Below are 26887 nucleotides of genomic sequence, written 5' to 3' on the forward strand. Positions count from 1 at the left end.
TGTTAGCTTGCGCGTATGGCATCAGCGATCAGCTTGACGCCCGGATCGATCCGATCCTGCCGGATTGAGGAATAGCCAAGGCGGTAGAAATTCTTTGGTTTGTCCAACCCAGCAAAGAAAGACGCCCCGGGTTCTATATGGACACTCTGGCCCTGCAGGGTATGGGCCAATTGCGTTGTGTCGACATGGTCAGGCGCTGACATCCACAGGGACGAGCCGCCCATGATCCCCCGTCCGGCGACGGTCAGACCGTGTTCCTCTATTGCTGTGTCCAATGCCTCGCGCCGCTGTGCCAGCGCCTTAGACATGCGCCTGATTTGCGCGTCGTAGTGGCCCAACGACAGGAAATAGGCTGTTGTGCGCTGAATATGGCCCGGCGGGTGGCGCAGCACCAGGGAACGCAGCGCGCGCGCTTCGCGGATGAACGGTTCGGACCCGACCATGTAACCCAAGCGCAATCCGGGAAAGATCGATTTCGAAAAGCTGCCGACGTATATCACGCGGCCATCCCGGTCCATCGACTTCAGCGCCGGAGAAGGGGCGCCCAGAAAGGCCATCTCGAATTCGTAATCGTCTTCGACCACGATGGCATCCAGATCCCGTGCGCGCTCCAGCAGCTTGGTCCGGCGTTCAACGGGCATTGTTGCGGTTGTTGGGCATTGATGGCTGGGGGTCGTGAAAATGACATCGGTGCCGTCTGGCAAAGCATCAGGCGGCAATCCATCACTGTCAACGGGCAGAGCGGTCACGTTGCAATCCCAAGGGTCCAACAGACTGCGGAGGGCGTAGTAGCAGGGATCTTCGATCACGGCAGTCCGATTGCGGGTCAGCAAGATTTGAGAGGCCAGCCATAGCGCATTCTGCGCCCCCATGGTGATCAGAATCTCTTCGGGGCGGGCGGCTATGCCGCGGCGGGGCAAGGTGTGGCGGGCGATGAACTCAACCAACAGGGGATCATCCTGATCGACATAGTCTGCGGTCAGTGTGTCGAACTCTTTGTGCCCAAGCGCACGCACGGCGCACAGGCGCCAGTTGGCGTGGTCGAACAGCGACTGGTCGGCCTGACCGTAGATGAAGGGATAGCGATAGCTGCGCCAATCGGCCGGTTTCGCAAGCACATCCCCGCCCGAAAATCGACGGGCAAGGGCAGCGTCCCAGTCAACGGTTTCCGTCCCGCGCTGGACAGGCGTGTATTTGGGCGGCACCGGTGCGTTTTGCGAGACAAAATACCCCGACCGCCCCTTTGCCGTCAGGTAGTCATTGGCAAGCAATTCCGTATATGCCAGCGTCACCGTGATGCGACTTACCCCCAGGTGGGCGGCCAGTTTGCGTGACGAAGGTAGTTTTTCACCGACGTGAAAACGCCCGGACAGAATGCCCTCGGCAATCATCTGCTGGATCTGGGCTTGCAGAGTGCCTTGCCCGTTGAGTTCAAGAAAGAATGTATCAACCGATATTGCCATGAGGCTTTATAGGCTGGACTTACGGGGTGGGCAATCTGGACTTATGTCCTTTCGATAAATCCTGCGTCAGGTGATTGACTGAGGAATTCGATTGCATTAAATAACTAGAAATCTAGTTTAATGGAGTAAGCAAATGTGGGAAACCGCGGCAGCAGGATTTTCGGCCATGGGATCAGAGGCCCGGTTGAAGGTTCTAAGGACTCTGGTCCGGGCTGGGCAGGCTGGGCTGACAGTTGGTGAAATACAGGAACGGACGGGAATCGCGCCGTCGACACTGGCGCATCACCTCCGGTTTCTGGCCGCTGGTGGGGTGGTCGAACAAGAGAAGGCCGGGCGCAGCACGATCAACCGGGCCTGCTATGACGAGTTGAGGAATCTGGCGCAGTTCATCCTTGCGGAATGCTGCGCGGACGAAGTGGGAAAGGCCGCGAACGATGGCTGAGTTAACGCAAAACCCCAAAGTGCCCGTAAAGGCGCTTGAACTGATCAAAACCCCATGGGCGCTGATCGTCGCGATCCTGATAGCCGTCGCGCTTTTGGACCCCGGCAACTGGGTTGAGGTCGTTACCTTTGCCGGCAAGGCATTGGCCCATACCGGCCAGTACATCCTGTTTGCTGTTCTGCTGCTGTCCTATCTCAAGGCAACAGGGGCCGAGGTCATGGTCGCGCGAGCGTTTGAGGGGCGCGAGACTCGGATGATCTTTCTTGCCGCCGTCTTTGGCGGGTTGGCCCCTTTCTGTTCCTGCGAGGTCATTCCCTTCATCGCTGGTCTGCTGGCGCTGGGTGCGCCGCTTTCTGCCGTGATGGCGTTTTGGCTTAGCTCACCCTTGATTGACCCGCCGACATTGCTGATCACTGCAGGCGCTCTTGGATGGCCCTTTGCGATCGGTAAAGCCGTTGCTGCGGTCGCGCTGGGTTTGTTCGGCGGCTTCGTCGTGCGCGGCCTGATGCGCTCGGGCGCTTTTTCCGCGCCTCTGCGCGAGTATAAACCGGCTAGCTGCTGCGGGTGTGGGCCCAAGCAGGATGACAAACCGGTCTGGGGGTTCTGGCAAGAACCCGACCGTCGTCAGCGGTTCCGCGCTGAGTTTGTGCATAACGGTCTGTTCCTGCTGAAATGGCTGGCCTTGGCCTATGTACTCGAGGCGTTGCTGGTCAACTACGTTCCGGCTGACATGATTGCCAACGTGGTGGGCGGCGAAGGGGTCATGCCCATTGTAATCGCCGCGCTGGTCGGGATGCCCGCCTATCTGAATTCATACGTTGCGCCGCCACTCTTGGCTGGTCTGACCGAACAGGGGATGAGCGCAGGCGCAGCAATGTCATTCATGATCGCGGGTGCCGTCAGCTCGATCCCGGCCATGGCAGCGGTCTGGTCGTTGGTCAAACCCAGGGTCTTTGCAACCTATCTGGGGCTAGGTGTCACCGGGGCGATCATTGCCGGTATTCTTTTCCAAATGACCTAAAGGAAAAACCGCCCGGAGATGCCTCCGGGCGGTTTTGCTTATTGGTTGGCCTCGCAGAGGCTCGGCTGTTTAAAGCGGTACCGTGGCTCTCCGCTTTCGACGAACACGCGTTTTTCCACGCATGCAGTGGTGCCAACGGTTCGTGCAATATGCTCTTTGGGTTCGTTGATCGAGATGGCCGAGCCATCTGGAAGCTGGACGGAGGCAATGACACCGAATTTCAGATCCCCATTCACAGGGGTCGCTGAAAGAACCGGAAGGGTCAGGTACGCCTCATGTTCATGCGTACCATCGTCATTCAGCACCAAAAGCGCCGTTGCGATCGAGATGGTGCCGATGACCGCCACCACCAGCAAACCCCAGGTTTTCAGAAACGCATAGATTGATACAGCGCGGTGCGGGCCAAAGATCTTGGACAGGATGGTCAGCATGGGTTCCCCACGAAAACACCCCAGCCTTTACGGGCCGGGGCAATCTGAGCATCAGGCGCGCTGATCGTCTTCGTCTTCTTCCTCGGCTCCGCCTTTGGGCAGATTGAAGAAGCTGTCGGCGTCAAGGATCGGCTCGTCCTCTTTTTCTTCCGCAGGTTCGTCGGACAGCGAGAACGTTTCCAGCCCTTCGATGGCTGTCGGAATCTTCGGCGCGGCGTCCATTTCCAACGACTGCTCGGTCGAAACCAGCTTGCGGCGCTCGTCATCGCTCATGACGCCACCTTCGGCGGCCTTCTTGGCGGCGGCTTTCTGAACGATCGCATCCAGCTCGGACTGTTTACACAGACCCAATGCAACCGGGTCGATGGGCTGCATGTTGGCGATGTTCCAGTGCGTACGCTCACGGATCGACTGGATGGTCGGTTTGGTGGTGCCAACCAGCTTTGCGATCTGGCCATCGCTAAGCTCGGGGTGGAACTTGACCAGCCACAGGATCGAGTTTGGTCGGTCCTGACGTTTCGACAGCGGCGTATACCGCGGGCCGCGGCGCTTTTCCTCGCCCGAGGCGGCCGGGTTGAACTTGAGCTTCAGCTTGTGCAGCGGATTGTTCTGCGCGGCGTCGATCTCATCCTGGGTCAGCTGGTTGTTGGCAATCGGGTCGAACCCTTTCACGCCAGCGGCCACATCGCCATCGGCTATACCCTGCACTTCAAGTTCATGCATTCCTACAAAATCAGCGATCTGCTTGAAGCTGATCGTTGTATTGTCCACCAGCCATACGGCTGTTGCCTTGGCCATAAGCGGTTTTGCCATCAGCCCGTCTCCTATAAGTACATCTGTCCCGTCGCCGGAATTCGGCGGCCCCGTGATCTTGGGGCAGGTTTCCGTTGTCGGGGAACTTGGGGTCTATATAGTCGCGGCAGGGCAAGAAGGAAAGAGGCGAATGCTGCGGCCTATTCTAGGACTGGTTCTGTGGGTGTTGGGCACTGTAACTGTGCTTGCCGAAGGCGAAAAGGCGGGAGAGTTCGACTACTACATTCTGTCGCTCAGCTGGTCGCCCAACTGGTGCGCGCGCGAAGGCGATGCGCGCGGGTCGGACCAATGCGATGCGCGCCACGACCACGGCTGGATTCTGCATGGTCTTTGGCCGCAATATCACCAGGGTTGGCCTTCCTTCTGCCGCACGCCCGAGGCGCCCCCGTCGCGTGCGATGACGCGCGAAATGGCGGATATTCAGGGCTCGCCGGGTCTTTCATGGCACCAGTGGAAGAAACATGGCACTTGTTCGGGCCTGTCCGCAGCGGATTATTTTGCGTTGTCGCGGCAGGCTTATGCGCAGGTCGAACGCCCTGAGGTATTCCGTCAGCTGGATTCGTCGCTCAAATTGCCTGCTTCGGTGGTGGAAGAGGCGTTTCTGAAAGCCAACCCCACGTTGGAGCGCGACATGATCACCGTCACCTGCAAACAAGGTTACATCGAAGAGGTGCGGTTGTGCTTGTCACTTGACCTTGAACCTGTGCCCTGTGGTCGGGACGTCATCCGTGATTGTTCTGCCACAGATGCCTTGTTCGATCCGATTCGTTAAAGCGTCCGGTTCTGACACTCGCGGGCGTATTCCAACGCCTTGGCAGTGCCTTTTAGGTCAATCGCCATCACCACGTCACCTGTGGAGTTGTAGACGGTCATCGTCCTGTTCTGCGCAATGACGTCGACGAAACGTCGGTCTGTGAAGAACACGGTCGCGCCGGGTACACGGCCCTGATTAAACCCAATGGCAGTGGCGGCATAGCTCTTACTGTCTAGTTCGAAGCGGATCGGATAGCTTTCGCCGTGCTCGATTTCGCCCCAAGCCTTGTTGTAAACGGCGAAATACCCGCGATTGTCCAGCGCGTCATAGCCGATACGCACCACCGAGAGGTCCTGATAAACTGTCTGGATCAAGCACCCGTTGCCAAGCGCAGGGTCCATCATGATGTTCCAACCTTCGACAAAACCCTTGTCGATGAGTTCTTGAGACAGGGCTGCGGTTGCAGTGAAGGCGGCGAAGATGAGGGCGAGCAGGCGGGTCATAACAGTTTCCAAGAATGTGCGTTGTCAAATTTTGGCTTTCTGCAAGATAGCGAACTCGTTTAAAGCAGGCTACATCCCAATGTGCCGATCGAGAGACTTAAGAAATGTCACTGCGGTTTCTGCGCAGTAAACTGGCAATCCAGCGAACCACACCGTAGATACTAAAACTGGCTGCATCAAAGATCAGAAAAAACCTGGCAAAACAAGGAAGGCCAGCCCTTTCATTCCGGTGCAATTCCGACACCGACCTGTTTTTATCACGATATACAAAGCTGCAAGACTGATCACCATGTCAATTGTCTGCAGACCTACGGCAATCTTGAGCCAATTCAGCTTCTTAAGATACCCCAAGACTACCGCCAAAGCAGGCACCGTGAAAAGCAGGGCCAGGAAGGTGTCATGAGTGAGGCTGCTAATAAAATTCAATAGATTATCTAGTTGACTTCGACCTTAATAAAACAGCAACAAGAATTGCCCAATAACTGATGTCTCAGACTTCCTTCCGAGCCCTGAGCGCCGCTGTAATCGTCCCGTCATCCAGATAGTCCAGCTCACCTCCAATCGGCACACCCTGCGCCAGTGAGGTGAGGCGGACCTGCCCCTCTAACTGATCCGCGATGTAGTGCGCGGTGGTCTGACCGTCGACGGTGGCGTTCAGGGCCAAGATGACCTCGGTGATCCCTTCGGCCGTGACCCGATCTTTGAGGCGGGGGATTCGCAGATCGTCCGGGCCGACGCCGTCCAAAGCGGACAAGGTTCCGCCAAGAACGTGATAGCGGCCTTTGAACACGCCCGCGCGTTCCATTGCCCAGAGGTCGGCGACATCCTCGACCACGCACAGCTCTCCGGTCGCGCGAGCCTCGCTGTCGCAGATGTCACAGATATCGGTGGTGCCGATATTGCCGCAGTTCAGACACTCACGCGCGGTGGCTGCGACCTGCTGCATCGCGTCGGACAGCGGGGTCAGCAGCAGGGCACGTTTGCGGATCAGGTGCAGCACCGCGCGACGGGCCGAGCGGGGGCCGAGGCCCGGCAGCTTGGCCATCAGGTCGATCAGGTTGTCGATGTCGCTGTTCGAACTCACGGCGCGTGCTCCTGCAAATGGGCCGGGCAGGGTGCCCGGCCGATATTCCGTCAGGAGTGTCTATCAGAACGGCAGCTTGATGTCTGCGGGCAGGCCCATGCTTTCGGTCAGCTTGGCCATTTCAGCCTGCGCGCGCTCAGCAGCTTTAGTCTGCGCGTCCTTGATGGCAGCAAGGATCAGGTCTTCGACAACCTCCTTTTCGTCGCCGTTGAAGATCGACGGGTCGATGTCCAGACCCTTCAACTCACCCTTCGCGGTGGCTGTGGCCTTGACCAGCCCAGCACCGGATTCGCCGACAACCGTGATGGTGTTCAGCTCTTCCTGCATTTCTGCCATCTTTGTCTGCAAATCCTGGGCGGATTTCATCATCTTGGCCATGTCGCCAAGACCGCCGAGTCCTTTGAGCATCGCTTTTCTCCTACAAATCGGTTTGTCGCCTAAATACGGGCGGCATTCGCGCCGCACAAGGGCGCAGAGGCTCCCGCCCGTCGTCACGGTCTTTTGCAAGACCTTTCTTCCCGTTGGTTCCGGTTTTGCCTAGTCTTCTTCAAACGGGTCCCACTCGTCTTCGACCTCGGGCAGCGCTTCGGTTTCGACCTTGGCCTCGCGCTGTTCCGGTGTTTCGATGCTTTTGATCCGCGCCTTGGGGAATTGGGCCAAAACAGCCTGCACCAAAGGATGCGCACGCGCTTCGGCTTTCAACGCTTCCTCTGCCGCGTTTTCCTTTTCGTAGATCGTTTCCCCACCGCCTTCGTTGACGACCGTGACCGCCCAGCGATTGCCTGTCCACCGTTGCAGGGCTGTCCCTAAACGCTGCGCCAATTGCGGAGAGGCACGTTCAGTCGGCTGGAATTCGATGCGTCCGGGCTGGTAGGCGACCAGCCGCAGCGCGCGCTTCACCTCGTCCAGCAGGACACCATCGCGGTTGGCGCGGATCAGATCGACCACGTGATCAAAGGTCGGGTAACGTGCCAGTGCGGTTTGTGCGTCCTGCGCCAAAGCGGCGCTTGGTGCGCCGGCCCCTCCGCGCATGGGGCTTGTGTAGGACGATGCCACCGGCGTCCGAGTGTGCGCGGCAGGTTGCGACGGCGCAGCCACTCCACCGCCGGGTCCACCATTGGGCGGCGGAGGTGGCGCATCCTGCAAGCGCTTGATCAGTTCTTCGGGGCTGGGCAGGTCAGCCACATGGGTCAGACGGATCACGGCCATCTCAGCCGCCATCATGGCGTTTGGCGCAGCCGAGACCTCTTCTAGCGCCTTCAGCAGCATCTGCCACATCCGGGTCAGGACGCGCATGGGCAGTGCCTCGGCCATTTGTTGACCACGCGCGCGCTCGTCGGGTGAGACTGTCGGGTCTTCCGCCGCGTCCGGCGTGATTTTCACCACGGACACCCAGTGGGTGATTTCTGCGAGATCGCGCAGCACGGCCAGAGGATCTGCGCCTTCGGCATATTGCGCCCCCAATTCGGTCAGCGCCGCCGCCGCATCACCACGCAGGATCATGTCCATCAAGTCCAGCACGCGTCCGCGATCGGCCAGGCCCAGCATAGCGCGCACCTGGTCTGCACTGGTTTCACCCGCCCCGTGTGAAATTGCCTGATCCAGCAACGACGTCGCATCCCGCGCCGATCCTTCAGCTGCACGCGTAATCAGGGCCAGGGCGTCATCCGCAATCTGAGCGTTTTCCGCCGCTGCGATCTTGCTGAGCAGGCCGATCATGTCTTCGGGCTCAATCCGGCGCAGATCAAATCGCTGGCAGCGCGACAGGACCGTCACCGGCACCTTGCGAATTTCGGTTGTGGCGAAGATGAACTTCACATGCTCAGGCGGTTCTTCAAGCGTTTTGAGCAGCGCGTTGAACGCACTCGTCGAAAGCATGTGAACTTCGTCGATGATATAGATCTTGTAGCGTGCGCTGGCGGCGCGATAGCGGACGCTGTCGATGATCTCGCGAATATCGTTCACGCCAGTTCGGCTGGCGGCGTCCATTTCCATCACGTCGACATGGCGGCCTTCCATGATGGCAACGCAATGCTCGCACTGACCACATGGTTCGGTTGTTGGCTTGCCCTGGCCATCCGGACCGATGCAGTTCATGCCTTTCGCAATGATCCGCGCCGTGGTGGTTTTTCCGGTGCCGCGAATACCGGTCATGATAAAGGCTTGCGCGATCCGATCAGCGTCGAACGCGTTTTTCAACGTTCGCACCATCGCGTCCTGACCCACAAGGTCAGCAAAAGTTTCCGGGCGGTATTTGCGGGCAAGAACCTGATAGGCGGGGCTGGGCGTGTCGTTCATATCTGCTCTGTCGGATTCGGTTCAGGACCGCAGCGTAGAGACCCCCGCGCCCCACGTCCACAGCCACCTAGGATGAAAATTCGTTTGCAAGAATGTTTGAGCACCCTAGAAGCACAGATGAAAGAGGGGACACGGTGGACAGGTTTGATATTCACCCAGTTCACGTTGGAAACGGCATTGTTGCCTTGTCGCCGCTGCCCGGCTGCGGCGATGGATACGCACGGGACTTGGTGTCTATTTGCGATTGGCGGCCTGGTCTTGTGATCTCGGTAACTACGACGGATGAAATGCTGCAAGAAGGCGCGATCAGATTGGGGGACGATCTGCGTGCAAATGGTGTCAGGTGGGTGCACTTGCCAATTGAGGATTTTGGCACTCCGACGCCGCCGGTTGATACGGCTTGGGCCGATATAGGCGCAATAGTGTCGCGTATCCTATCCTGTGGGGGGCGGGTGCTGGTGCATTGCCGCGGAGGCTGCGGTCGCTCTGGTATGATCGTTCTGCGCCTCATGGTCGAACACGGAGAGAGCCCGGACACCGCGTTAAAACGGTTGCGTGCTGTGCGCAAGTGCGCCGTCGAAACCGATAGCCAGATGCAATGGGCGGCCCGGCCCGTGATAGGCCGCTAGGTCAGAGCGCCATTTGCCGGTCCATCGTAACGGCAGGGTCTGTCGCAAGGGTCGTGACTTCCAGCATCGCGCAAGGCGGAGTGGTCAGCATTCCGGCCGGACGCGTGGCCGTGTCCGGGCCAAACATCATGTCCGCAAATGTCTCCAGCACTTCGAGAGGCGCATCTTCGGTGGCCCCGCAGTAGATACGGATAAGGTCTTTTTGCGCTCTGAACCGTGCGACGCAGCCTTGCGGGCAATGGGAAAGCTCACTATTGCCGTCGAATTCAAAATCAGGGGTCGTCGCCGGGACCGCGGTCTCGACCGCCCGCACGACCGAACGCGCCATCTGCGCCAGTGCCGGGCAGGTTTTGCCGGTTTTCTGACACACGGTTGCTGAGAATTGGTGTGTCTTTGTCTTCCAGATCATACTGCGCCCTCCGCGCATGGATCGGGGCATGGATCAGGTGTGACAACGTCTTGACGACCCGTCCGGGCACCCCGCCCGAGTTTCGATTTTGTTTCGATGGCAGGTCTCCTGACTTGCAGGTCATCGCGTTGCCGACCTTCCCAACCTTGCGGCCAGTGGCGTTTCGGCATTGCTCACCGCTTACAGTTGCGGGGGCAGTCTCGGCCTTGGTCCATTCCGATTTCACGGGCAGGACCGCACCGTGTTCCCTTTTCATCCCGCCCCGGGGTCCGGGGCAAGAACCATCAGCCCATCGCTAGCGGGTCAGTGTGGCTTGAGTCAAGCGACCTGTTGGTTTGGGAGGTGGACGTGGGGTCATGTTGAAACCCGGTTGACTTGGCCCGGCAATCCATGTGGGTACATCAGGTGAACTGATTGGTTCAGATAGAGGGTAGGATGCTGGATACCGAACAAGCCGTGCTGACCGAAGATATTCTGATTCCGTCAGGTACGACCCAATTGTCGGCTCGGCTATATTGCCCGATCGACACGCCCCGAACGGCCGTCGTCATTCACGGGGCAACCGGCGTGCCGCGGGACTTTTACCAACATTTTGCGCGCTGGCTGGTTGCTGAGCAGGGCATGGCCTGCCTGACCTATGATTACAGCGACTTCGGCCATTCGCTGAGTGGTCCGCTAAAAGCGGCGCGGGCCACGATGGCGGACTGGGCTTTGACAGATATGCCCGCAGCACGCGCCGAAATGCGAAATCGATTTCCCGATGCGCAGCAATGGAGCATTGGCCATTCCATCGGTGGAATGTTAGGGCCGATTCAATCCGATCTGGATCAGATTGACCGTATGATTTGTGTCTGTTCCGGGTTGGTCACAGTGTCGGATCACCCGTGGCCGTACCGCGGCCTAGCCTTGCTGTTCTGGTACGGTCATGCCCCATTGGCCGTAAAAGCACTGGGCTATTTACCGGGCAAGGCGCTGGGTTTCGGGGCAGATTTGCCCGCGTCAGTGTATTGGCAGTGGCGCGGATGGAGTACCGCACCGCGCAACTATCTGCCCGAAATCGGGGTGACCCTGCCCGACGCTCGCGAAGCGCCGCCAGACACACCCGTGGACCTTTTTACATTCGACGACGACGATGTAGTGCCGCCAAAGGCGGTTTGGCGGTTAGCTGGTCTTTTCGGACCCAACGCGCGCCGACATATATTGTCTCCGGCTGAGCTTGGATTGCCCAAGGTAGGACATATCGGAGCTTTTGCCCGTCGTAACGCCGCAATCTGGCCGCGATTGATTGCCTAGGCCGCACGTGCACAGAGAAATGGTGAGGATGAAGTGAGAGGTTGGACATCGACCCAAGCGGGGCTCGTTGTGGCTGCTTCCTTCCGGACCTGACCAGGTTGGCGAGGCGCTCGCCCGCGCCAACCTCTCACGCAGGGATATAAGCAAACCACTTCCGAAACACAACCCGTCAGAGCGTCAATCGGATAAGCAAAAAGCCTTCATCATCTGTTCCGATGACTTGAGGGTCAAAACTATCCAGTTCCGCGATATGAGCTTGCGCCTTCGGGCCTGTTCTAAGCAGGCATGTGGCCCCCTGCACGGGCACAAAGGTAAACGGGTAGGGGGCTGCCTCAAGTGGGTCGCGCGGCAAAGATCCGGACAGATAATCCTGCAGGGCGCGTTGAACAAGCAATGGCGGCAGGGTTATGCGTTCTGCTGCTTCCATAAAACGGAAATGGCCACCGCCATTGGCGCGATAATTGTTCGACGCAACCACAAACCGCTGATCAGCCGTCAATGGCTGCCCCTCAAAACAAATGTTTCGAATACGCTGGTGAGTGGGGGAAATCAGATGGCCTGCCAAGTCAAAACGTGGGGGCTGCGAAAGGTCGATCCGATAGGTCAGACCCTGCAGAACGTCAAAATTGTACCCGGCCCGGTTTGTGTTGATCATATCGGCGTGCTGGCCGGGTTGAATGCGATTAAAAACACTCGCGGACATTTCCAGCCAATCCGTGACCTGTCTTCCGTCAACCAATACGGCCCGCAATTCATTGGGAAAGATACATAGGTCGTTCACGTGGCGCACAAAGATCTGACCGGCCGGAATATCGGTGAAATATCGCGGACCGGCGCGTCCTCCGACCTTGGAGGGCGCGGCCGCAGACAGAACCGGCAAACCCGCAAACGGTGTCGTCTGCAAATAGGGCCTGACCGCTGCCGCTTGCGCAGCCGCCGTCAGAACAAGACCCCTGTCCGGGGCGCAAAAGCTGAAATAGCTGTGCAGGTGACGATCGGTCTGACCGATATGTTGTGCGGTGCGTCGCCGGGTTTCCAAGTGACCGGGGGCGAAAAGTTGCCTCAACACCGGGTCTTTTGCGACGGGCGCGGGCGACGCGCCGGATTTTGAAGGGCATACCGACCGCAGTTCGACATGGCTGTACCGCACGCGCCATTCGCTGCCCTCAAGCCTGTCCAACTCCAGATCAACCAACCCAAGATTTGCGCCGGCCGCTCCGGGCATCACGACCGGCTTTCCATGTACCTTCCCCTGTTTCGCATCGACATGCGCAAAACCGTCATGTGCCTTTCCGGGCAACGTCAGGTGCGAATGTCCTGCGATCAAGGCATCAATCCCATCAAGGGCGGCCAGCGGTATGATGGCATTTTCTAGATCGGAGTCCCCTTTCGTGGGGCCAATACCTGTATGCGCAAGGGCGATGATCAGATCACAGCCCAGGCTTTTAAGATCAGCGACCTTTTCTGCGGCGCATGCCAAAATCCCGTCCATGACAACCATTTTCTCCAGCTTATGCGCTTCCCATTTCGCAGTTTGTGGCGGAAGAACTGAAAAAACACCAATTCTCAGCGAAACTGGCTGACCCTTGTACAGACCCGTTTTGGTGACGATGGTATGTCCCTGCCACGAGGGGCTGGCATCCAGCCGGTGCGCATTGCTGCAAATCACCGGGCAGCTTGAGGCCGCGATCACTTGGTCAAGCGTATTCAAGCCGAAACTGAAGTCGTGGTTGCCCAGCCCAATGGCGTCATAACCAAGATCGCCAAACGCACGCATCAGGATATGAGGCGCGTTTTCCGGTTGTACCGCCCATTCCCCAAGCGGCGTACCCTGCAGCGAATCCCCGTTGTCAAACAGCAGAACCATGGCGCCCTGCGCCTCGGCTTCTTGCCGGGCAGCACGGATCAGGTGTGCCGTGCGGGTGAAACCGATCGACGGGTCAGGTGTGTCTGAATAATAGTCAAAGCCGCACAGGTTCATGTGAAGATCGGAGGTTGCAAGAATCCGTATCTTTAGCGGGGCGTTCGGTGGTCGGGGGGAGTGAGTCAAGCTTCTACTTCTGGATGTTGTATGTGCGCCATATTCTCCAAAAAGTATAATATGTGCAACTTGTAAGGTATGTCTGCGATCATCCGGCAGCCTGGGGTGTTCCGGTGCAAGAATTGCCATTGCAACATGGGGTCAGCCGTGGCACCCCCGTGCCGACTACCCGAAGGACTTATTATGAAACACGCGGAACTTGTGACGTTTGGCAGTTCAGGCCTTGATCGCGCGGCGCAGATACGGGGCGATCTTGACAAACTGGCGCAGGCCCAAGCCCATCCACAGGCGCGCTGCCTTCTGCTCTGGCGTGGCAAGCCGCTGGTTCAGGGCGAGGCGCTGGACCGTTTGGGCCTCGTGCCAATGGATCACGATCTGGTCAAGAATGGACCGGGTGGCAGTATTGAAGAGCCGGTGTTTCTGGGTCTTTCCGATGGTGATCCGGTGTTCGCTCAGGATATATCGGAATGGTCACCCGACGGGATGGACATGTCGCAGGTTGGCGGCTTTGTCGATCCGTCAGAACAGCAACACCCGGACTTGCCCCAAGGCTATGTCTTTGCTGAACTGCGCCGGATTATGACCCGGCTGTCTGCCCGAGAGGCAGAATTGGCGGCAGCAGCCAAAGCGGTTATCGGCTGGCATGAGACGCACAGGTTCTGCGCGCGGTGTGGTGCGCCCAGCGAGGTATCGCAGGCCGGATGGCAGCGCAGTTGCCCGGTCTGTGGCGCGCAACATTTCCCGCGGACCGATCCGGTGGTCATCATGTTGATCACCCATGGGGATTCGGTTCTGATCGGGCGATCGCCGGGATGGCCCGAAGGGATGTATTCGCTGCTGGCCGGTTTTGTCGAGCCCGGCGAAACGCTTGAGGCGGCAGTCCGGCGAGAGGTGATGGAAGAGGCAGGTGTGCCGGTCGGTTCGGTCAGCTACCTCTCCAGCCAGCCGTGGCCATTTCCCGCGTCTTTGATGTTTGGTTGTGCCGGCGAAGCACTATCGCGCGAGATCACCATTGATCCGGTCGAAATCGAAGACGCGATATGGGTAAGTAAGCCCGAGATGATGCAGGTCTTCGCGGGCGAGCATCCGACGCTGCTGCCTGCGCGAAAAGGGGCCATCGCGCATTTCCTGTTGCAAAACTGGCTTGCGGACACGCTGGACTGACAAAATACTGAGTAAAGAACGAAAAACACGAGCCGCCATGCAGTTTACAGCACGCGAAGACATCGAAGCCCCGATCAATGCCGTGTTCGAAATGGTCGCCGATTTCGAGCGGTTCGAACGCATGGCAATGCGCCGCGGGATCGAAGTGCGGCGTCTGACAGGGCATATGGGTGTCGTCCCGGGAACCCGTTGGGAGACGCAGTTTAAACTGCGTGGAAAGCCCCGTCATATTGCGATTGAAATGGACGAATGCGACCCGCCATCGCTGATGCGGTTCCAGGCGACAAGCAAGGGCATGAAGGGTATGACACTCGTCGAATTTCTGGCCCTATCGCAGCGGCGCACCCGTATGAGTGTTGAAATGTCGCTGGCTGCCAGGTCTTTGCCAGCGCGGCTGTTCCTTCAATCGCTGAAACTGGGGCAAGCTCGCTTTCGTCGCCGGTTCCAGATGCGGCTCAGCGAATTTGCGCGTGAAATTGAAGAGCGTCATCTCCACGGGTCGTGAGCGCCGCAAAGTTGGAAGGGCGCAGGAAAGCGTAGACATTTCTTGCGACGCGAAGCCGAGATCACCGATGCTGTGTCGAAGAAATATTCACTGAAGTGACCCGTCGCGCGGGTCAGCCGCGCGGTTGCGCTGCGGGGTATACACCCAGTACTTCGACATTGGTGGTAAAATGCTCCAATTCTTCCATCGCCAATTGTACATTGTGGTCATCGGGATGGCCTACGATATCTGCATAAAACTGTGTCGCGGTAAATGAGCCATCGACCATGTAGCTTTCCAGCTTGGTCATGTTGATGCCATTGGTGGCAAACCCACCCAGCGCTTTATACAATGCGGCGGGGATGTTGCGCACCTGAAACACAAAGCTGGTGATCATTCCATGTGGACCACGCCGGGATAGGTCCGTTTCCCGTGACATGATCAGAAAACGGGTGGTGTTGTTGTCTTGGTCCTCGATGTGACGGGCCAATACGTTCAACCCATAGATTTCGCCCGCCAGTTCGCTGGCCAGCGCCGCCGAATGCAGATCTCCCTGTTCCGAGACCTCACGCGCGGCACGGGCGTTGTCGGGGCTGACTCGGCCGCGTATGTTGTGTTCTTTCAGAAAACCCGCGCATTGCGGCAGCAATACCAGATGCGAGTGTGCCTCGGTGATGTCAGCCAGAGTGGCACCTGGAACTGCCAGCAGATTGATATGCACGCGGACGAACGCCTCATCGATAATGTGAAGCCCGCTATGCGGCAGCAAACGGTGAATGTCGGCCACCCGCCCATAAGTCGTGTTTTCGACCGGCAGCATGGCAAGGTCCGCCTCGCCCGTCCGCACTGATTCGATCACATCTTCGAACGTGCGACAGGGCAGGGCCTCCATTTCGGGGCGCGCATTGCGGCAGGCCTCGTGGCTGTAGGCGCCGGGTTCTCCCTGAAATGCAATTCGTTTGGTCATGTGGTCGATTCCGTGCAAAAAGTTTTAGGGTTGGGCGTTTAGTCGCGGTGTCTATACCTTGCCTCTTGCAAGGGGAAGCCTTAGACACCCCAAAGACAGCTGAAATGGACAAGCGATCAATGTTCGACACGATGACAGTTACCAAGGCCGCAGCAGGCCTTTTTGGCACCTTCCTGGTCCTGCTTCTTTCAAAATGGGCAGCCGAAGTGCTTTACCATGCGGACGGCCATGGTGAGACGGCCTCTTACATCATCGAAACCGAAAGCGCAGGCGAAAGCGCCGATGCCGAAGAAGTCGTTTTCGAAGACCTGCTGGCCGCCGCTGATCCGGAAAAAGGCGCAAAGGTATTCCGTAAATGTACTGCCTGCCACAAGCTGGATGATGGTGCGAATGGCACCGGCCCATATTTGTACGCAGTTGTGGACCGTCCGGTGGCATCTGCGAAAGGGTTCACCGGCTATTCGGCTGCGATGCAGGCGCACGGCGGCAACTGGACGCCTGAAGCACTGGATGCTTTCCTGGCCAAGCCCAGCAGCTATATCTCGGGTACATCCATGAGCTTTGCCGGCCTCAAGAAACCTGAAGATCGCGCTGATCTGATTGCCTATTTGCAGACGATCGGCAACTGATCCAGTGATCAGGATGACCAAATTCAAAGCCGCTGCACTACGCAGCGGCTTTATTTTTGCCTCATAACATCTTCACAAAGTGTTCACGCAATCTAAACTTGAACCTGACAGCGCTGGCCATTTAGCTGGCGCGTATAAGTTATTGAAACAGGTGAAGCAGGGGATGAGCAACATGAAATCCAACAGAGTTTCTGTTCAGGCACGTGCAATGGATTTCAGTCGCTGGACACATGCGTTGGTGATCGGGTTCTGGCTTCTTCTTCTGATGACCGTTCCGCTGTTTGCGGAAGAGAAGATTATAAAAAGCCACGGATTTTCGGAGTTTGGTGATCTGAAATACCCCGAAGGCTTTGCGCATTTCGATTATGTTAACCCTGACGCTCCGAGAGGAGGCGAGCTGTCCTATGCTGCGCAGGGCACATTCGACAGTTTCAACCCCTTCACGCGGCAAGGCCGTGCTGGTGCGCGGTCGGCTGATCAGTACGAATCCCTGCTGGTCGCGTCTTATGACGAGCCTGCGTCTTACTACGGGCTGCTGGCCGAAAGCCTGGAATATCCCGAAAGTCAGGAATGGGTCATTTTCAACATGCGCCCCGAGGCGCGGTTTTCTGACGGTACGCCAGTGACGGCCGAAGATGTGGTGTTTTCCCATAATCTGCTGCTGGATCAGGGGCTCAAGTCATATGCAGATGCGGTTCGCAAGCGTATCCCCCGCGCCGAAGCACTGGATGATCACCGGGTCAAATTCTATTTTGCCCCGGATATTCCGCGACGGGCATTGATCTCGCAGGTGGGTGGCACGCCGGTGTTCTCAAAAGCGTGGTTCGAAGCGGACCCGGAAAACCGGCGCTTGGACAAGTCGCGGCTGGAGCCGGGGATCGGATCGGCCCCGTACCTTTTGGACAGCTACGACATCAACCGGCGTATCGTGTACAAGCGGAACCCGGACTATTGGGGTGACGACATCAACGTGAATGTCGGCCGCAACAACTATGACACGATCCGGATCGAGTATTTCAGCGACTCGATTGCCGCGATGGAGGGGTTCAAGGCGGGTACTTTCACCCTGCGGCAGGAAAACAACTCGAAAAGCTGGGCAACCGCGTATGATTTTCCCGCAATTGCCAACGGGTCTGTCATTCGGGTTGAACTTGAGGACGGCAACGTCCCCACGGCCTCGGGGTTCATCATGAATCTGGACCGCCCTCAATTTCAGGACCCACGTGTGCGTGAAGCGGTTCAGCTTGCCTATAACTTCGAATGGACCAATGAAAGCCTGCAATACGGCTTGTTTCAGCAACGCCATTCGTTCTGGGAAGGCACACACCTTGAGGCAAAGGGACTACCGGAAGGACGCGAGCTTGAAGTACTGCAAAGCCTTGGCGATGCAGTGGACCCGGCTGTTTTGACTGAAGAACCGGTGATGGCTCATGCCTCCAGACCCGCGCGCCAGAACGATCGCCGTAACCTGCGCACGGCCATGGCCCTGCTGGATGAGGCCGGTTGGGTCGTCGGCGGCGACGGCATTCGCCGCAATGCCGAGGGCAAGGTTCTGTCCATTGAGTTCCTGTCGGATCAGCCCACGTTGGACCGGATTATCCAGCCCTTTGTCGACAATCTGCGCGCTATGGGGATTGATGCGGTCTACAACCGTGTGGACAATGCCCAGTTCACGCTGCGTCGTCGTGACCGAGACTTTGACATGATCGTCGGCGGATATCCAACATCGCTGCAACCTTCGACTGGCCTTTATCAGCAATTCGGGACCGAGGCGGCCTCGTATTCCGTATTCAACCCGTCAGGTGCGCATGGCCCGGATATTGAACCGCTGATCGACAATATTGTGGCTGCAACCGAAAGCGAGGAGTTGTACGCCAATGTCCGCGCCCTCGACCGTGTCTTGCGCGCCAAGCGCATCATGGTGCCAACATGGTATCTGGGTAAATACTGGGTCGCTTATTGGGACATGTATGAATACCCTGAAAACCTGCCGCCTTATGCTTTGGGGGTCGAAGACCTGTGGTGGATCAACGCCGAAAAAGAAGCCGAGTTGAAATCCTCGGGCGCGTTGAGGTAATCCGCCCCCATGGGAGCATATATTCTAAGACGTCTGTTGCTGGTCATTCCAACCCTGCTGGGGATCATGATCGTCAACTTCACGCTGGTTCAATTCGTCCCCGGCGGTCCGATTGAACAGATCATCGCCCAGATGGAAGGGGGCGGTGACGTGTTTGAAGGTATCGCGGGCGGCGGTAGTGATATCGAACAACAAACTGGTGGTGCGAACGATCGTTATGTCGGTGCGCGTGGACTGCCGCCAGAGTTCATCGAAGAACTTGAAAGGGAATTCGGGTTCGACAAACCTCCGGTCGAGCGGTTCCTGGACATGATGGGCAATTACCTGACGCTGGATTTTGGTGAGAGCTATTTCCGCTCGATCAGCGTGATTGATCTGGTGCTTGAAAAGATGCCGGTGTCGATCTCGCTTGGCCTGTGGTCGACGCTGATCGCCTATCTGGTGTCGATCCCACTGGGTATCCGCAAGGCGGTCAGGGACGGGTCGAGGTTCGACACATGGACCAGCGGAACAATTATCGTGGCTTACGCGATCCCCGGCTTCCTGTTTGCGATTCTGTTGCTGGTGCTGTTTGCCGGTGGGTCGTATTATCAAATCTTCCCGTTGCGCGGACTGACCTCGGACGATTGGGACAGCCTCAGCCTGTTTGGCAAGATCGTCGATTATTTCTGGCACATCACCCTGCCGGTGATTGCCCTGACGATTTCAGCCTTTGCAACGCTGACGCTGCTGACCAAGAACTCGTTTCTGGATGAAATCAAAAAGCAATATGTCATGACGGCCCGCGCCAAAGGATTAAGCGAGGGGAAGGTTCTATATGGCCATGTCTTTCGCAACGCCATGCTGATCGTGATTGCCGGGTTCCCGGCCGTGTTCATCGGGGTTTTCTTCAGCGGGTCGATCATAATCGAGACCATCTTTTCGCTCGACGGTCTGGGTCGTTTGGGCTTTGAGGCCGCGGTGGCGCGGGACTATCCGGTGATCTTTGGCACTCTATTCATTTTTGGCCTGATGAGCCTTGTAGTCGGCATCATTAGCGACCTGATGTATGTGCTGGTCGACCCACGCATCGATTTCGAAAAACGGGAGGGGTAGATGACACTTTCCCCGCTCAACCAGCGCCGTTGGCGCAACTTCCGCCGCAATGGCAGGGCGTTTTGGTCGCTGATCATCTTCTCGGTTCTGTTTGGCCTGTCGCTCTTTGCCGAGTTCATCGCAAACGACAAACCAATCCTGGTTAAATACCGGGGTGAGTTTTACACGCCTATCTTCAATTTCTATGCGGAAACTGAATTCGGTGGCGATTTCCAGACCGAAGCGATCTATCGCGACCCCGAAGTGCAGTGCTTGATCGACAGCGGTGGTCTTGAAGACTGTTTCGACGACCCCGAAGGCATTATTGATGAGATCAAAGCCGGTACGTTCCAAGCCGAAGGGTTTGAACGCGGCTGGGCCATCTGGCCACTGATCCCGTATTCCTTCAACACGAGCGTAGACCGTCCAGGCGCGGCACCATTGCCGCCCAACGGACAAAATCTGCTTGGGACGGATGATACAAAACGTGATGTTCTGGCGCGGGTGATCTATGGCTTTCGCCTGTCGATCCTGTTCACGCTGATGGTCACAGGTGTCGCCAGCCTGATTGGTATATTCGCCGGGGCCATTCAGGGCTTTTTCGGCGGCTGGCTCGATCTGGTGTTCCAACGCATCATCGAAATCTGGTCGGCCACGCCTTCGCTCTACGTCATCATCATTATGTTTGCCATTTTGGGGCGAAGTTTCTGGCTGTTGGTGGCCTTGTTGATTCTGTTCAGTTGGACCGGGCTGGTGAGTGTTGTCAGGGCTGAATTTTTGCGCGCCCGCAATCTTGAATATGTCCGTGCGGCGCGGGCACTGGGCGTTGGGAATATGACCATCATGTTCCGTCACATGCTGCCCAACGCAATGGTTGCAACGCTGACTTTCATGCCCTTCATCGTGACGGGCACCATCGGGGGTCTCGCCTCGCTGGACTTTCTGGGTTTTGGTCTACCGTCCTCGGCTCCGTCGTTGGGCGAACTGACTTTGCAGGCCAAACAGAACCTGCAAGCGCCTTGGCTGGCCTTCACGGCCTTTTTCACCTTTGCCATCATGCTGTCGCTGCTGGTCTTCATCTTCGAAGGTGTCCGCGATGCGTTTGATCCGAGAAAGACCTTTTCATGAGCCTGTTGGATGTCAAAAACCTCAACGTCTCGTTTCGGCAGGACGGGCAGGTCAGCGCGGCGGTAAAAGGTGTTTCGTTTACTGTCGACCGGGGGGAGACGGTTGCCCTTGTGGGGGAATCCGGGTCGGGTAAATCGGTTACAGCCCTGTCGACGGTTTCCCTTTTGGGTGACAGCGCCATCGTCGAAGGTTCGGCCACATATGACGGCCACGAGATGATCGGCGCGTCCGAAGACAAGCTGATGGAAGTGCGGGGCAACGATATCAGCTTTATCTTCCAAGAGCCGATGACCTCGCTCAACCCGCTGCACACGATCCAAAAGCAGATGGCCGAGTCACTGGCCCTGCACCAGGGTCTGACCGGTGACGCGGCGCGCGAAAGAATTGTCGAGCTGCTGACTAAGGTCGGCATCCGTGACCCTCGGGAGCGTTTGGACAGCTATCCGCACCAGCTTTCGGGCGGGCAACGGCAGCGTGTGATGATTGCCATGGCGCTGGCCAATAAGCCCGATATTCTGATCGCTGATGAACCCACCACCGCGCTGGACGTGACGATTCAGGCGCAAATCCTGAACCTACTGGCCGAGCTTCAAAAATCCGAAAACATGGGAATGCTCTTTATCACGCACGATCTGGGTATCGTGCGGCGTATCGCGGACCGGGTTTGCGTGATGAAAGATGGCGAGATTGTCGAAACCGGCGCGACGGCTGAAATCTTCAACAACCCGCAGCACCCCTACACTCGCAAACTGCTGGGTGCTGAACCTTCGGGTCATCCCGATCCCGTGGCATCGAACGCGGAAGAGATCGCCCGAACAGAAAACCTCAAGGTCTGGTTTCCGATCCAGCGGGGGTTTTTGAAACGGACTGTCGGTTACGTCAAAGCGGTGAATGATGCCACGCTAAGCGTGCGGGCGGGCGAGACGCTGGGTATTGTTGGGGAAAGCGGCTCTGGCAAGACAACTCTGGCGCTGGCGATCATGCGGCTGATCGCGTCTGAGGGCGGTATCACCTTCCGTGATCAGGACGTGCGACGCTGGTCCACACGGGAACTGCGCCGATTGCGCAAGGATATGCAGATCGTGTTTCAGGACCCGTTCGGCAGCCTCAGCCCGCGTATGACGTGCCAGCAGATCATTGCCGAAGGGTTGGCGATCCACAATGTCGATCCTCATCGCGCCCCGCGTGAATTGGTGGCCGAGGTGATGACCGAGGTTGGCCTGGACCCGGCGGCGATGGATCGCTATCCGCACGAGTTCTCGGGCGGGCAGCGTCAGCGTATCGCTATCGCACGCGCCATGGTATTGCGGCCCAAGCTGTTGGTTCTGGATGAACCGACCAGCGCACTGGACATGACGGTACAAGTTCAGATTGTTGATCTGCTGCGCGACCTGCAACGGAAATACGGGCTGGCCTATTTGTTCATCAGCCACGATCTGAAAGTTGTGCGTGCCATGTCGCACAAGGTGATCGTCATGCGTAATGGCGACGTTATCGAAATGGGCGCGGCGGAGGATCTGTTTGAAAACGCCCAGACTGATTATACCCGCGAACTGATCGCGGCGGCGGGCTGAACCCAGCCCGCGCCATTCGGTCAGGCATTAGCGCTTTCACGCGTTGCGGTTTTTGGCACTGGCCCGCGCAACTCTTCGTAGTGATCAAAGCTCAGCTTGACCCAGCCGGTGCCGCGCGTTGCGCTGGCAAGGGTCCGGTGAAGCTCATCCTCGGCCACGGCGGGCAGTTGGGCATTGAAAATCTCCCATCCCGACGCATTGGGGTTGCCCTCGAATCCCAGCACCTGCCCTTGCAGCGAACTGATCGTCGGAACGAGATCCCCGACAAAATCCGAAGGCAGGTGGATTTCGGCGCTCAGAATCGGTTGCAGAACCACGGGTTTGGCTTGCGGCAAGGCTTCGCGCACGGCGTTCTTGCCAGCAGTACGGAAGGCATAGTCTGAGCTGTCCACATTGTGGTGCTTACCGTCGCTGAGTGTCACCTTCACGTCGACCACGGGGAAGCCCTCGGGTCCCTGCGCCAGCGCGTCTTTGGCGCCGTGTTCGACCGACGGGATGTAATTCTTGGGTACCGCGCCGCCCTTGACGATTTCTTCGAACTGAAACCCCGATCCGCGTGGCATCGGCGCGACCGAAATCACCACGTCGGCAAACTGCCCCGCGCCGCCAGATTGCTTGCGGTGGCGGTGACGGTGTTCGACAGGTGCACGGATGGTTTCGCGATAGGCAGTTGCGACCGGATCGGCCAGTATCTCAATTCCGAAATCCTCGGCCAGTTTCGCGGTGACGCGGCGCATATGCTGCGGTCCCTGTGATCCCAATATGGCGTGTCCGCTCAGTTCATCCTGCGCCAAATGAAGACCTGGGTCGATCTCGGCCAGACGTGTCAGCGCGTTGGACAGGCGCACGTCATCGCGTTCATGCGCTGGTGAAACGATTTGTCGATGCGCGACCGGATGCGATGCGGCCCATTCCGGTAGCGGGGTCGAAGATGCGCTGTCATACAGGTTTCCGGGGTTCAGGTGATCGGACTTGACTGCAAGCCCGATTTGCCCGGCGGGCAGTTCGGCGATCTGCGTTTTGGCATCCAGAGTAGTCAGGTTGCCGACGGTCTCGCCCCCAAGGCTTTCATGCGCTTTCACGCCCTCACCAAGGCCGCGCAGAACGACAATCTTGCCGATGTGTTTTTTCACATCCGCGAACCCGGCGATGGCTCGGGCGTTTTCGGCAGCCTCATCGCGCCCGGCCGCAATGTCGAACTCCGGGGCTTCGTGCCGCAGCGCTTTCATCAGGCGGGTCAAGCCGTTACCGTGGCTGGCCGCGCCCAAGCAGGCAGGGATCAGTTGCTGGTTTTGCATGACCTGCGCGGCCAGGTCATAGACTTCGGCGCTGGGGGGCCGCTTGTCTTCGATCAATTGCTCTAACAGGTGGTCGTCGAAATCCGACAGGGTTTCCAGCAACTCGGTGCGGGCCTCCTGTTCGCGGTCTTCAACCGATTGCGGAAGCTCGATAAGGGCCGAGGGTTGCCCTTCCTGATATTTCCAGGCCCGTTCAGATATAAGATCGACCGCACCGATGATCGCGTCACCTTCGCGGATCGGAACTTGCCGCAGGGCAATGTGATGGGTGCAATAGGTCTGCAAGGCCGCGATGATGTCACGGATTCGCCCGTTAGGGTTGTCCATTCGGTTGATGAACAGAAAGCAGGGGATGCCCGCCTCTTCAACCAGGCGCAGATATGGGGCGCACAGGACTGCGGCGTTTGGATCGGGCGGAACAACAACCACCGCCGCGTCAGAGATCGCCATGGCCGGTCCGACATACGCCAGATTGTCGCCGCCGCCATCCACGTCAACGGCGCACCAAGGCTCTCCCAAGTAAGAAAAACCGTGCAAATGCACGGTTCCTGATACGTCGAATGTGGTGGGTCGGTCATCTAGGCGGCTGATCGCCTCGACCAGGGTTGTTTTGCCCGATTGGCTGGGGCCGAGGACGGTGAAAACGCGCATGAGTGCTGTCCCTCTTTCAAATTGCAGTTCGACTGCACGGAAGGGATAGCCGTGCACGGATGCGCCGGCGCTTTGCCTGTTACTCGGCCTGCCTCAGCCGTGGGCGAGGTTCGCCCACCCTGTAAGTGTGCGGATAACGGACCCACCGCGTCAAGCCCTGACATGCCGTCGGGTCAGATGGCTGAGCTGTGACCAGCTTTGCTGAGATCGTAAGAGTCAAAGCTGCGGGCGATCATACGGGTCAGCGGGCGCGCCTCGGGCGGGATGAACAACCCGTCCTCGGTGATCCGAAGCAGCCCGTCAAAGGCTGCGTTGGCCTTCTGATACATGCCCTGCAACTCGGTCTCGGTAATGTCGTGGTCGCGAAGAATCTCGGCGCTGTTGATCTGGAAGTCGCACATCAATGCCTCGATCAACCGGGCGCGCAGGACGTCTTGCCCCTTGAATACGTGCCCGCGCGAGGTCGAGAACCGTCCTTCGCGGATAGCCTTCGTGTGTACCGATGTCGCAGGTGCGTTCTGTGCATAGCCCTGCGGAAAGCGTGAGATCGAACTTGCCCCGACGCCGATCAGAACCTCGGAACGATCGTCGGTATAGCCCTGGAAGTTCCTTTTAAGCCGCCCCGCCTTAAGTGCATGGGTCAGGCCATCATCCTGCGTGGCAAAATGGTCGATTCCGATCTCGACATAGTTGTCCCACATAAACAGACGGCGGGCGGTGTCGAACAGGTCCAGCCGCTGCTCGGGTGTAGGCAGGGCGTCTGACGGGATCAATTGCTGTCGTTTTGCCATCCATGGCACATGCGCATACCCGTACAACGCAACCCGGTCGGGGGTGAGAGATAACAGCTTCTGCACACTTTCTGTCATGCGCGCCTTGGTCTGATGCGGCAAGCCGTACAAGATATCTGCGTTCAGGCTGGTGATCCCACGGGCGCGGATCATGTCAACAGCCTTGCGCGTGATGTCATAGCTTTGGATGCGGCCGATAGTCTGTTGTATCTTATCGTCGAAGTCCTGCACCCCGATCGAGGCCCGGTTCATGCCGACCTCGGCCAACACATCCAGGCGGGATTCGTCGATCTCGTTCGGATCAATTTCGACAGAGAACTCGGCATTCGGTCCCAGCGGCACCACGTCAAGGATACGCGTCGCAAGATCGAGCATCAAATCGGGGTTCAGAAGGGTTGGTGTGCCGCCGCCCCAATGCAACCGCGACAGCGCTACGCCCTCTGGCAGGCGAGCGGCCAATAGATCAAGCTCGGCCTTAAGCACGTCTACATAGGCAATTACCGGGTTGTCCGTTTGGGTTCCCTGCGTCCGGCAGGCGCAGAACCAGCATAACCTGCGGCAAAACGGGATGTGGATATAAAGCGATACCTCGCTTCCCGGTTTGATCCCGGAAATCCAGTCGCCAAAAAGACCTGACCCCACGTCATTGCTGAAGTGGGGTGCGGTGGGATAGCTTGTATAACGCGGGACTTTCGCGTCAAATAGTCCAAGCTTTGCCAATTGTGGTTTCACTATCATGGCGATACGCTTAGGGGGTGGCTCGCCTGCGTGCTTTGACAGAGATCAAGTGGAAACGTTCATGACACCGATATTTAAGGTCGACCATACGAATTGTCAGGACTGCCCCATCCGGCATCGTGCAGTGTGCGCGCACTGTGATGCGGATGAGTTGGAAGAGCTTGAAGAAATTAAATATTATCGAAGCTTCGAGGCCGGCCAGACGATCATCTGGTCAGGCGACCAAATGAATTTCGTGGGCTCTGTCGTTTCTGGAATCGCCTCTTTGACGCAGACGATGGAAGACGGGCGCACTCAGATGGTGGGTCTATTGCTGCCGAGTGATTTCGTCGGGAGACCGGGGCGCGAAATCGCGCCATATGACGTGCAGGCGACAACCGACTTGGTTATGTGCTGCTTTCGCAAAAAACCCTTTGAAGAACTGATGGGTACGACGCCGCATATCGCGCATCGCTTGTTGCAGATGACATTGGACGAGCTGGATGCAGCCCGCGAATGGATGTTGGTGCTGGGCCGCAAGACCGCACGCGAGAAAATCGCGAGCCTGCTGTCGATCATCGCGCGTCGCGATGCGTCTATCAGTAAAAAAGGCAACTCCGGCCCAATCGTGTTTGACTTGCCGCTTACGCGCGAAGCCATGGCGGATTATCTTGGCCTGACACTGGAAACGGTCAGCCGCCAGATATCGGCCCTGAAAAAAGATCAGGTTATTTCGCTGCAAGGTAAACGGCACGTCACGATCCCCGATATGGGGCGCCTGATGGAAGAGGCTGGCGATGACTCGGACGGCGGGTTCCTGGTATAAGGCGGTTGGGGCGTGACTGGGGCCACCCGAAATGCTTAACTGGGGTTGAGTGAAGACCACCTCAGGAGCAGGTCATGCAATTCACAAGCATACTGGCGATGCTTGTCGTCGGTGCAGTCGCCGGTTGGCTGTCAGGCAAGATCATGGAAGGCCGAGGGTTCGGCCTGATCGGCAACATTATCGTTGGTATCGTTGGCGCTTTTCTGGCCGGGCTGATTTTCCCCGCGCTGGGCTTCGCAGTCGGCGGCGGAGTTTTCTCATCCATATTTTTCGCCACCATCGGGGCGATTATTTTGCTGTTTTTGATCGGGCTGGTGAAGAAGTAA

Annotated in this window: 26 protein-coding genes, 1 other RNA gene and 1 riboswitch; of the genes, 14 read left to right on the forward strand and 13 right to left on the reverse strand. The window is 57.9% G+C overall.

The annotated features are described in order from the left end of the window. Nucleotides 1-2: 2 nt before the first annotated feature. Nucleotides 3-1463 (reverse strand): MocR-like pyridoxine biosynthesis transcription factor PdxR, encoded by a 1461-nt coding sequence (gene pdxR / locus AVO44_RS11870; RefSeq protein WP_068337185.1) that lies wholly within the window; start codon nucleotides 1461-1463, stop codon nucleotides 3-5. A 133-nt stretch (nucleotides 1464-1596) separates the two neighbouring features. Between pdxR and AVO44_RS11875 the strand changes: the two genes are divergently transcribed. Together AVO44_RS11875 and AVO44_RS11880 are read left to right on the forward strand one after the other, a co-directional pair. After that, nucleotides 1597-1905: an ArsR/SmtB family transcription factor gene (locus AVO44_RS11875; protein WP_068337190.1), complete on the forward strand. Its 309-nt coding sequence runs from the start codon at nucleotides 1597-1599 to the stop codon at nucleotides 1903-1905. Further along, nucleotides 1898-2926 (forward strand): permease, encoded by a 1029-nt coding sequence (locus AVO44_RS11880; RefSeq protein WP_068337193.1) that lies wholly within the window; start codon nucleotides 1898-1900, stop codon nucleotides 2924-2926. Before AVO44_RS11875 ends, AVO44_RS11880 begins: the two co-directional genes overlap by 8 nt. Before the next feature lie 38 nt (nucleotides 2927-2964). On the opposite strand, the gene AVO44_RS11885 is transcribed toward AVO44_RS11880, so the two are convergent. Continuing rightward, the gene (locus AVO44_RS11885; RefSeq protein ID WP_068337196.1) at nucleotides 2965-3357 is read right to left on the reverse strand and encodes a hypothetical protein; all 393 of its coding nucleotides are present in this window, start codon (nucleotides 3355-3357) and stop codon (nucleotides 2965-2967) included. Between the two features lie 51 nt (nucleotides 3358-3408). Further along, entirely contained in the window at nucleotides 3409-4170 is a 762-nt protein-coding gene (locus AVO44_RS11890; RefSeq protein WP_068337200.1) for a DUF1013 domain-containing protein, read from the reverse strand. 130 nt (nucleotides 4171-4300) lie between these two features. Between AVO44_RS11890 and AVO44_RS11895 the strand changes: the two genes are divergently transcribed. After that, nucleotides 4301-4942 carry a ribonuclease T2 family protein gene (locus tag AVO44_RS11895; RefSeq protein WP_082677480.1) on the forward strand — a complete coding sequence of 214 codons (642 nt, stop codon included), beginning with the start codon at nucleotides 4301-4303 and terminating at the stop codon, nucleotides 4940-4942. On the opposite strand, the gene AVO44_RS11900 is transcribed toward AVO44_RS11895, so the two are convergent. The 4 genes from AVO44_RS11900 to AVO44_RS11920 all read right to left on the reverse strand — a co-directional run bounded on the left by AVO44_RS11900 (nucleotide 4939) and on the right by AVO44_RS11920 (nucleotide 8809). Next, complete coding sequence (locus AVO44_RS11900; RefSeq protein ID WP_068337203.1) at nucleotides 4939-5427, reverse strand: hypothetical protein; 489 nt, start codon at nucleotides 5425-5427, stop codon at nucleotides 4939-4941. The two genes, AVO44_RS11895 and AVO44_RS11900, sit on opposite strands and share 4 nt — an antisense overlap. 490 nt (nucleotides 5428-5917) lie before the next feature. Next, complete coding sequence (recR, locus tag AVO44_RS11910) at nucleotides 5918-6511, reverse strand: recombination mediator RecR (protein WP_068337212.1); 594 nt, start codon at nucleotides 6509-6511, stop codon at nucleotides 5918-5920. Between the two features lie 63 nt (nucleotides 6512-6574). Beyond that, a complete protein-coding gene (locus AVO44_RS11915; RefSeq protein ID WP_068337214.1) occupies nucleotides 6575-6919 on the reverse strand; it encodes a YbaB/EbfC family nucleoid-associated protein in 345 nt (114 codons plus the stop codon). Between the two features lie 129 nt (nucleotides 6920-7048). Beyond that, nucleotides 7049-8809, reverse strand: coding sequence for a DNA polymerase III subunit gamma/tau (locus AVO44_RS11920; RefSeq protein WP_068337216.1), 1761 nt, complete (start codon nucleotides 8807-8809; stop codon nucleotides 7049-7051). Nucleotides 8810-8943: 134 nt separating this feature from the next. Here AVO44_RS11920 and AVO44_RS11925 point away from each other — a divergent pair, with 134 nt between their 5' ends. Next, the gene (locus AVO44_RS11925) at nucleotides 8944-9438 is read left to right on the forward strand and encodes a protein-tyrosine phosphatase family protein (RefSeq protein WP_233421975.1); all 495 of its coding nucleotides are present in this window, start codon (nucleotides 8944-8946) and stop codon (nucleotides 9436-9438) included. Between the two features lies 1 nt (nucleotide 9439). Here AVO44_RS11925 and AVO44_RS11930 read toward each other — a convergent pair whose 3' ends face one another. Continuing rightward, on the reverse strand, nucleotides 9440-9847 hold the full coding sequence (locus AVO44_RS11930; protein ID WP_068337222.1) for a hypothetical protein: 408 nt from the start codon (nucleotides 9845-9847) through the stop codon (nucleotides 9440-9442). A gap of 81 nt (nucleotides 9848-9928) precedes the next feature. Further along, a riboswitch (cobalamin riboswitch) is annotated at nucleotides 9929-10148 on the reverse strand. Between the two features lie 134 nt (nucleotides 10149-10282). Between AVO44_RS11930 and AVO44_RS11935 the strand changes: the two genes are divergently transcribed. Further along, nucleotides 10283-11140 (forward strand): alpha/beta hydrolase family protein, encoded by an 858-nt coding sequence (locus AVO44_RS11935; RefSeq protein WP_068337224.1) that lies wholly within the window; start codon nucleotides 10283-10285, stop codon nucleotides 11138-11140. A 31-nt stretch (nucleotides 11141-11171) separates the two neighbouring features. On the opposite strand, the gene ffs is transcribed toward AVO44_RS11935, so the two are convergent. Both ffs and AVO44_RS11945 read right to left on the reverse strand, forming a co-directional pair. Then, nucleotides 11172-11270: signal recognition particle sRNA small type (gene ffs / locus AVO44_RS11940), an RNA gene on the reverse strand. A 39-nt stretch (nucleotides 11271-11309) separates the two neighbouring features. Further along, the gene (locus tag AVO44_RS11945; RefSeq protein WP_068337227.1) at nucleotides 11310-13190 is read right to left on the reverse strand and encodes a bifunctional 2',3'-cyclic-nucleotide 2'-phosphodiesterase/3'-nucleotidase; all 1881 of its coding nucleotides are present in this window, start codon (nucleotides 13188-13190) and stop codon (nucleotides 11310-11312) included. Between the two features lie 174 nt (nucleotides 13191-13364). Here AVO44_RS11945 and nudC point away from each other — a divergent pair, with 174 nt between their 5' ends. Further along, a complete protein-coding gene (gene nudC, locus AVO44_RS11950) occupies nucleotides 13365-14345 on the forward strand; it encodes an NAD(+) diphosphatase (protein WP_068337229.1) in 981 nt (326 codons plus the stop codon). A gap of 37 nt (nucleotides 14346-14382) precedes the next feature. Further along, nucleotides 14383-14850: an SRPBCC family protein gene (locus tag AVO44_RS11955; RefSeq protein WP_068337231.1), complete on the forward strand. Its 468-nt coding sequence runs from the start codon at nucleotides 14383-14385 to the stop codon at nucleotides 14848-14850. Nucleotides 14851-14962: 112 nt separating this feature from the next. Here the strand turns inward: AVO44_RS11955 and AVO44_RS11960 are convergent, their stop codons facing one another. Beyond that, nucleotides 14963-15796, reverse strand: coding sequence for a prephenate dehydratase (locus AVO44_RS11960; RefSeq protein ID WP_068337233.1), 834 nt, complete (start codon nucleotides 15794-15796; stop codon nucleotides 14963-14965). A 119-nt stretch (nucleotides 15797-15915) separates the two neighbouring features. Between AVO44_RS11960 and AVO44_RS11965 the strand changes: the two genes are divergently transcribed. The 5 genes from AVO44_RS11965 (at nucleotide 15916) to AVO44_RS11985 (ending at nucleotide 22278) form a co-directional block, all read left to right on the forward strand. Then, nucleotides 15916-16425 carry a c-type cytochrome gene (locus tag AVO44_RS11965; protein ID WP_068337342.1) on the forward strand — a complete coding sequence of 170 codons (510 nt, stop codon included), beginning with the start codon at nucleotides 15916-15918 and terminating at the stop codon, nucleotides 16423-16425. A 172-nt stretch (nucleotides 16426-16597) separates the two neighbouring features. Next, nucleotides 16598-18502 (forward strand): extracellular solute-binding protein, encoded by a 1905-nt coding sequence (locus AVO44_RS11970; protein ID WP_099045663.1) that lies wholly within the window; start codon nucleotides 16598-16600, stop codon nucleotides 18500-18502. 9 nt (nucleotides 18503-18511) lie between these two features. Beyond that, nucleotides 18512-19597 carry a microcin C ABC transporter permease YejB gene (locus AVO44_RS11975; protein WP_068337237.1) on the forward strand — a complete coding sequence of 362 codons (1086 nt, stop codon included), beginning with the start codon at nucleotides 18512-18514 and terminating at the stop codon, nucleotides 19595-19597. Beyond that, entirely contained in the window at nucleotides 19598-20704 is a 1107-nt protein-coding gene (locus tag AVO44_RS11980) for an ABC transporter permease (RefSeq protein WP_068337238.1), read from the forward strand. It begins immediately after the preceding gene. Further along, a complete protein-coding gene (locus AVO44_RS11985) occupies nucleotides 20701-22278 on the forward strand; it encodes an ABC transporter ATP-binding protein (RefSeq protein WP_068337240.1) in 1578 nt (525 codons plus the stop codon). The genes AVO44_RS11980 and AVO44_RS11985 overlap by 4 nt, the downstream gene beginning before the upstream one ends. 20 nt (nucleotides 22279-22298) lie before the next feature. Here the strand turns inward: AVO44_RS11985 and AVO44_RS11990 are convergent, their stop codons facing one another. Next, on the reverse strand, nucleotides 22299-24227 hold the full coding sequence (locus AVO44_RS11990) for an elongation factor G (protein ID WP_068337242.1): 1929 nt from the start codon (nucleotides 24225-24227) through the stop codon (nucleotides 22299-22301). Between the two features lie 173 nt (nucleotides 24228-24400). Next, complete coding sequence (gene hemN / locus AVO44_RS11995) at nucleotides 24401-25756, reverse strand: oxygen-independent coproporphyrinogen III oxidase (RefSeq protein ID WP_068337244.1); 1356 nt, start codon at nucleotides 25754-25756, stop codon at nucleotides 24401-24403. Nucleotides 25757-25817: 61 nt separating this feature from the next. Here hemN and fnrL point away from each other — a divergent pair, with 61 nt between their 5' ends. Together fnrL and AVO44_RS12005 are read left to right on the forward strand one after the other, a co-directional pair. Further along, a complete protein-coding gene (gene fnrL, locus AVO44_RS12000; protein ID WP_068337246.1) occupies nucleotides 25818-26561 on the forward strand; it encodes a transcriptional regulator FnrL in 744 nt (247 codons plus the stop codon). Between the two features lie 74 nt (nucleotides 26562-26635). After that, nucleotides 26636-26887 carry a GlsB/YeaQ/YmgE family stress response membrane protein gene (locus AVO44_RS12005; RefSeq protein WP_068337248.1) on the forward strand — a complete coding sequence of 84 codons (252 nt, stop codon included), beginning with the start codon at nucleotides 26636-26638 and terminating at the stop codon, nucleotides 26885-26887.

Origin of the sequence: Ruegeria profundi (assembly GCF_001507545.1) — a bacterium.
Classification (GTDB): domain Bacteria; phylum Pseudomonadota; class Alphaproteobacteria; order Rhodobacterales; family Rhodobacteraceae; genus Ruegeria; species Ruegeria profundi.

What these genes read in the sequence shown, in the direction of transcription:
- AVO44_RS11880 (WP_068337193.1), top strand. Translation starts at nt 1,898, where the DNA reads ATGGCTGAGTTAACGCAAAACCCCAAAGTGCCCGTAAAGGCGCTTGAA.
- fnrL (WP_068337246.1), top strand. Translation starts at nt 25,818, where the DNA reads ATGACACCGATATTTAAGGTCGACCATACGAATTGTCAGGACTGCCCC.
- AVO44_RS12005 (WP_068337248.1), top strand. Translation starts at nt 26,636, where the DNA reads ATGCAATTCACAAGCATACTGGCGATGCTTGTCGTCGGTGCAGTCGCC.
- AVO44_RS11980 (WP_068337238.1), top strand. Translation starts at nt 19,598, where the DNA reads ATGACACTTTCCCCGCTCAACCAGCGCCGTTGGCGCAACTTCCGCCGC.
- hemN (WP_068337244.1), bottom strand. Translation starts at nt 25,756, where the DNA reads ATGATAGTGAAACCACAATTGGCAAAGCTTGGACTATTTGACGCGAAA.
- AVO44_RS11930 (WP_068337222.1), bottom strand. Translation starts at nt 9,847, where the DNA reads ATGATCTGGAAGACAAAGACACACCAATTCTCAGCAACCGTGTGTCAG.
- AVO44_RS11900 (WP_068337203.1), bottom strand. Translation starts at nt 5,427, where the DNA reads ATGACCCGCCTGCTCGCCCTCATCTTCGCCGCCTTCACTGCAACCGCA.
- AVO44_RS11935 (WP_068337224.1), top strand. Translation starts at nt 10,283, where the DNA reads ATGCTGGATACCGAACAAGCCGTGCTGACCGAAGATATTCTGATTCCG.
- AVO44_RS11915 (WP_068337214.1), bottom strand. Translation starts at nt 6,919, where the DNA reads ATGCTCAAAGGACTCGGCGGTCTTGGCGACATGGCCAAGATGATGAAA.
- AVO44_RS11890 (WP_068337200.1), bottom strand. Translation starts at nt 4,170, where the DNA reads ATGGCAAAACCGCTTATGGCCAAGGCAACAGCCGTATGGCTGGTGGAC.
- AVO44_RS11965 (WP_068337342.1), top strand. Translation starts at nt 15,916, where the DNA reads ATGTTCGACACGATGACAGTTACCAAGGCCGCAGCAGGCCTTTTTGGC.
- nudC (WP_068337229.1), top strand. Translation starts at nt 13,365, where the DNA reads ATGAAACACGCGGAACTTGTGACGTTTGGCAGTTCAGGCCTTGATCGC.
- AVO44_RS11955 (WP_068337231.1), top strand. Translation starts at nt 14,383, where the DNA reads ATGCAGTTTACAGCACGCGAAGACATCGAAGCCCCGATCAATGCCGTG.
- AVO44_RS11975 (WP_068337237.1), top strand. Translation starts at nt 18,512, where the DNA reads ATGGGAGCATATATTCTAAGACGTCTGTTGCTGGTCATTCCAACCCTG.
- AVO44_RS11875 (WP_068337190.1), top strand. Translation starts at nt 1,597, where the DNA reads ATGTGGGAAACCGCGGCAGCAGGATTTTCGGCCATGGGATCAGAGGCC.
- AVO44_RS11990 (WP_068337242.1), bottom strand. Translation starts at nt 24,227, where the DNA reads ATGCGCGTTTTCACCGTCCTCGGCCCCAGCCAATCGGGCAAAACAACC.
- AVO44_RS11960 (WP_068337233.1), bottom strand. Translation starts at nt 15,796, where the DNA reads ATGACCAAACGAATTGCATTTCAGGGAGAACCCGGCGCCTACAGCCAC.
- pdxR (WP_068337185.1), bottom strand. Translation starts at nt 1,463, where the DNA reads ATGGCAATATCGGTTGATACATTCTTTCTTGAACTCAACGGGCAAGGC.
- AVO44_RS11920 (WP_068337216.1), bottom strand. Translation starts at nt 8,809, where the DNA reads ATGAACGACACGCCCAGCCCCGCCTATCAGGTTCTTGCCCGCAAATAC.
- AVO44_RS11985 (WP_068337240.1), top strand. Translation starts at nt 20,701, where the DNA reads ATGAGCCTGTTGGATGTCAAAAACCTCAACGTCTCGTTTCGGCAGGAC.
- AVO44_RS11895 (WP_082677480.1), top strand. Translation starts at nt 4,301, where the DNA reads ATGCTGCGGCCTATTCTAGGACTGGTTCTGTGGGTGTTGGGCACTGTA.
- AVO44_RS11885 (WP_068337196.1), bottom strand. Translation starts at nt 3,357, where the DNA reads ATGCTGACCATCCTGTCCAAGATCTTTGGCCCGCACCGCGCTGTATCA.
- AVO44_RS11970 (WP_099045663.1), top strand. Translation starts at nt 16,598, where the DNA reads ATGAAATCCAACAGAGTTTCTGTTCAGGCACGTGCAATGGATTTCAGT.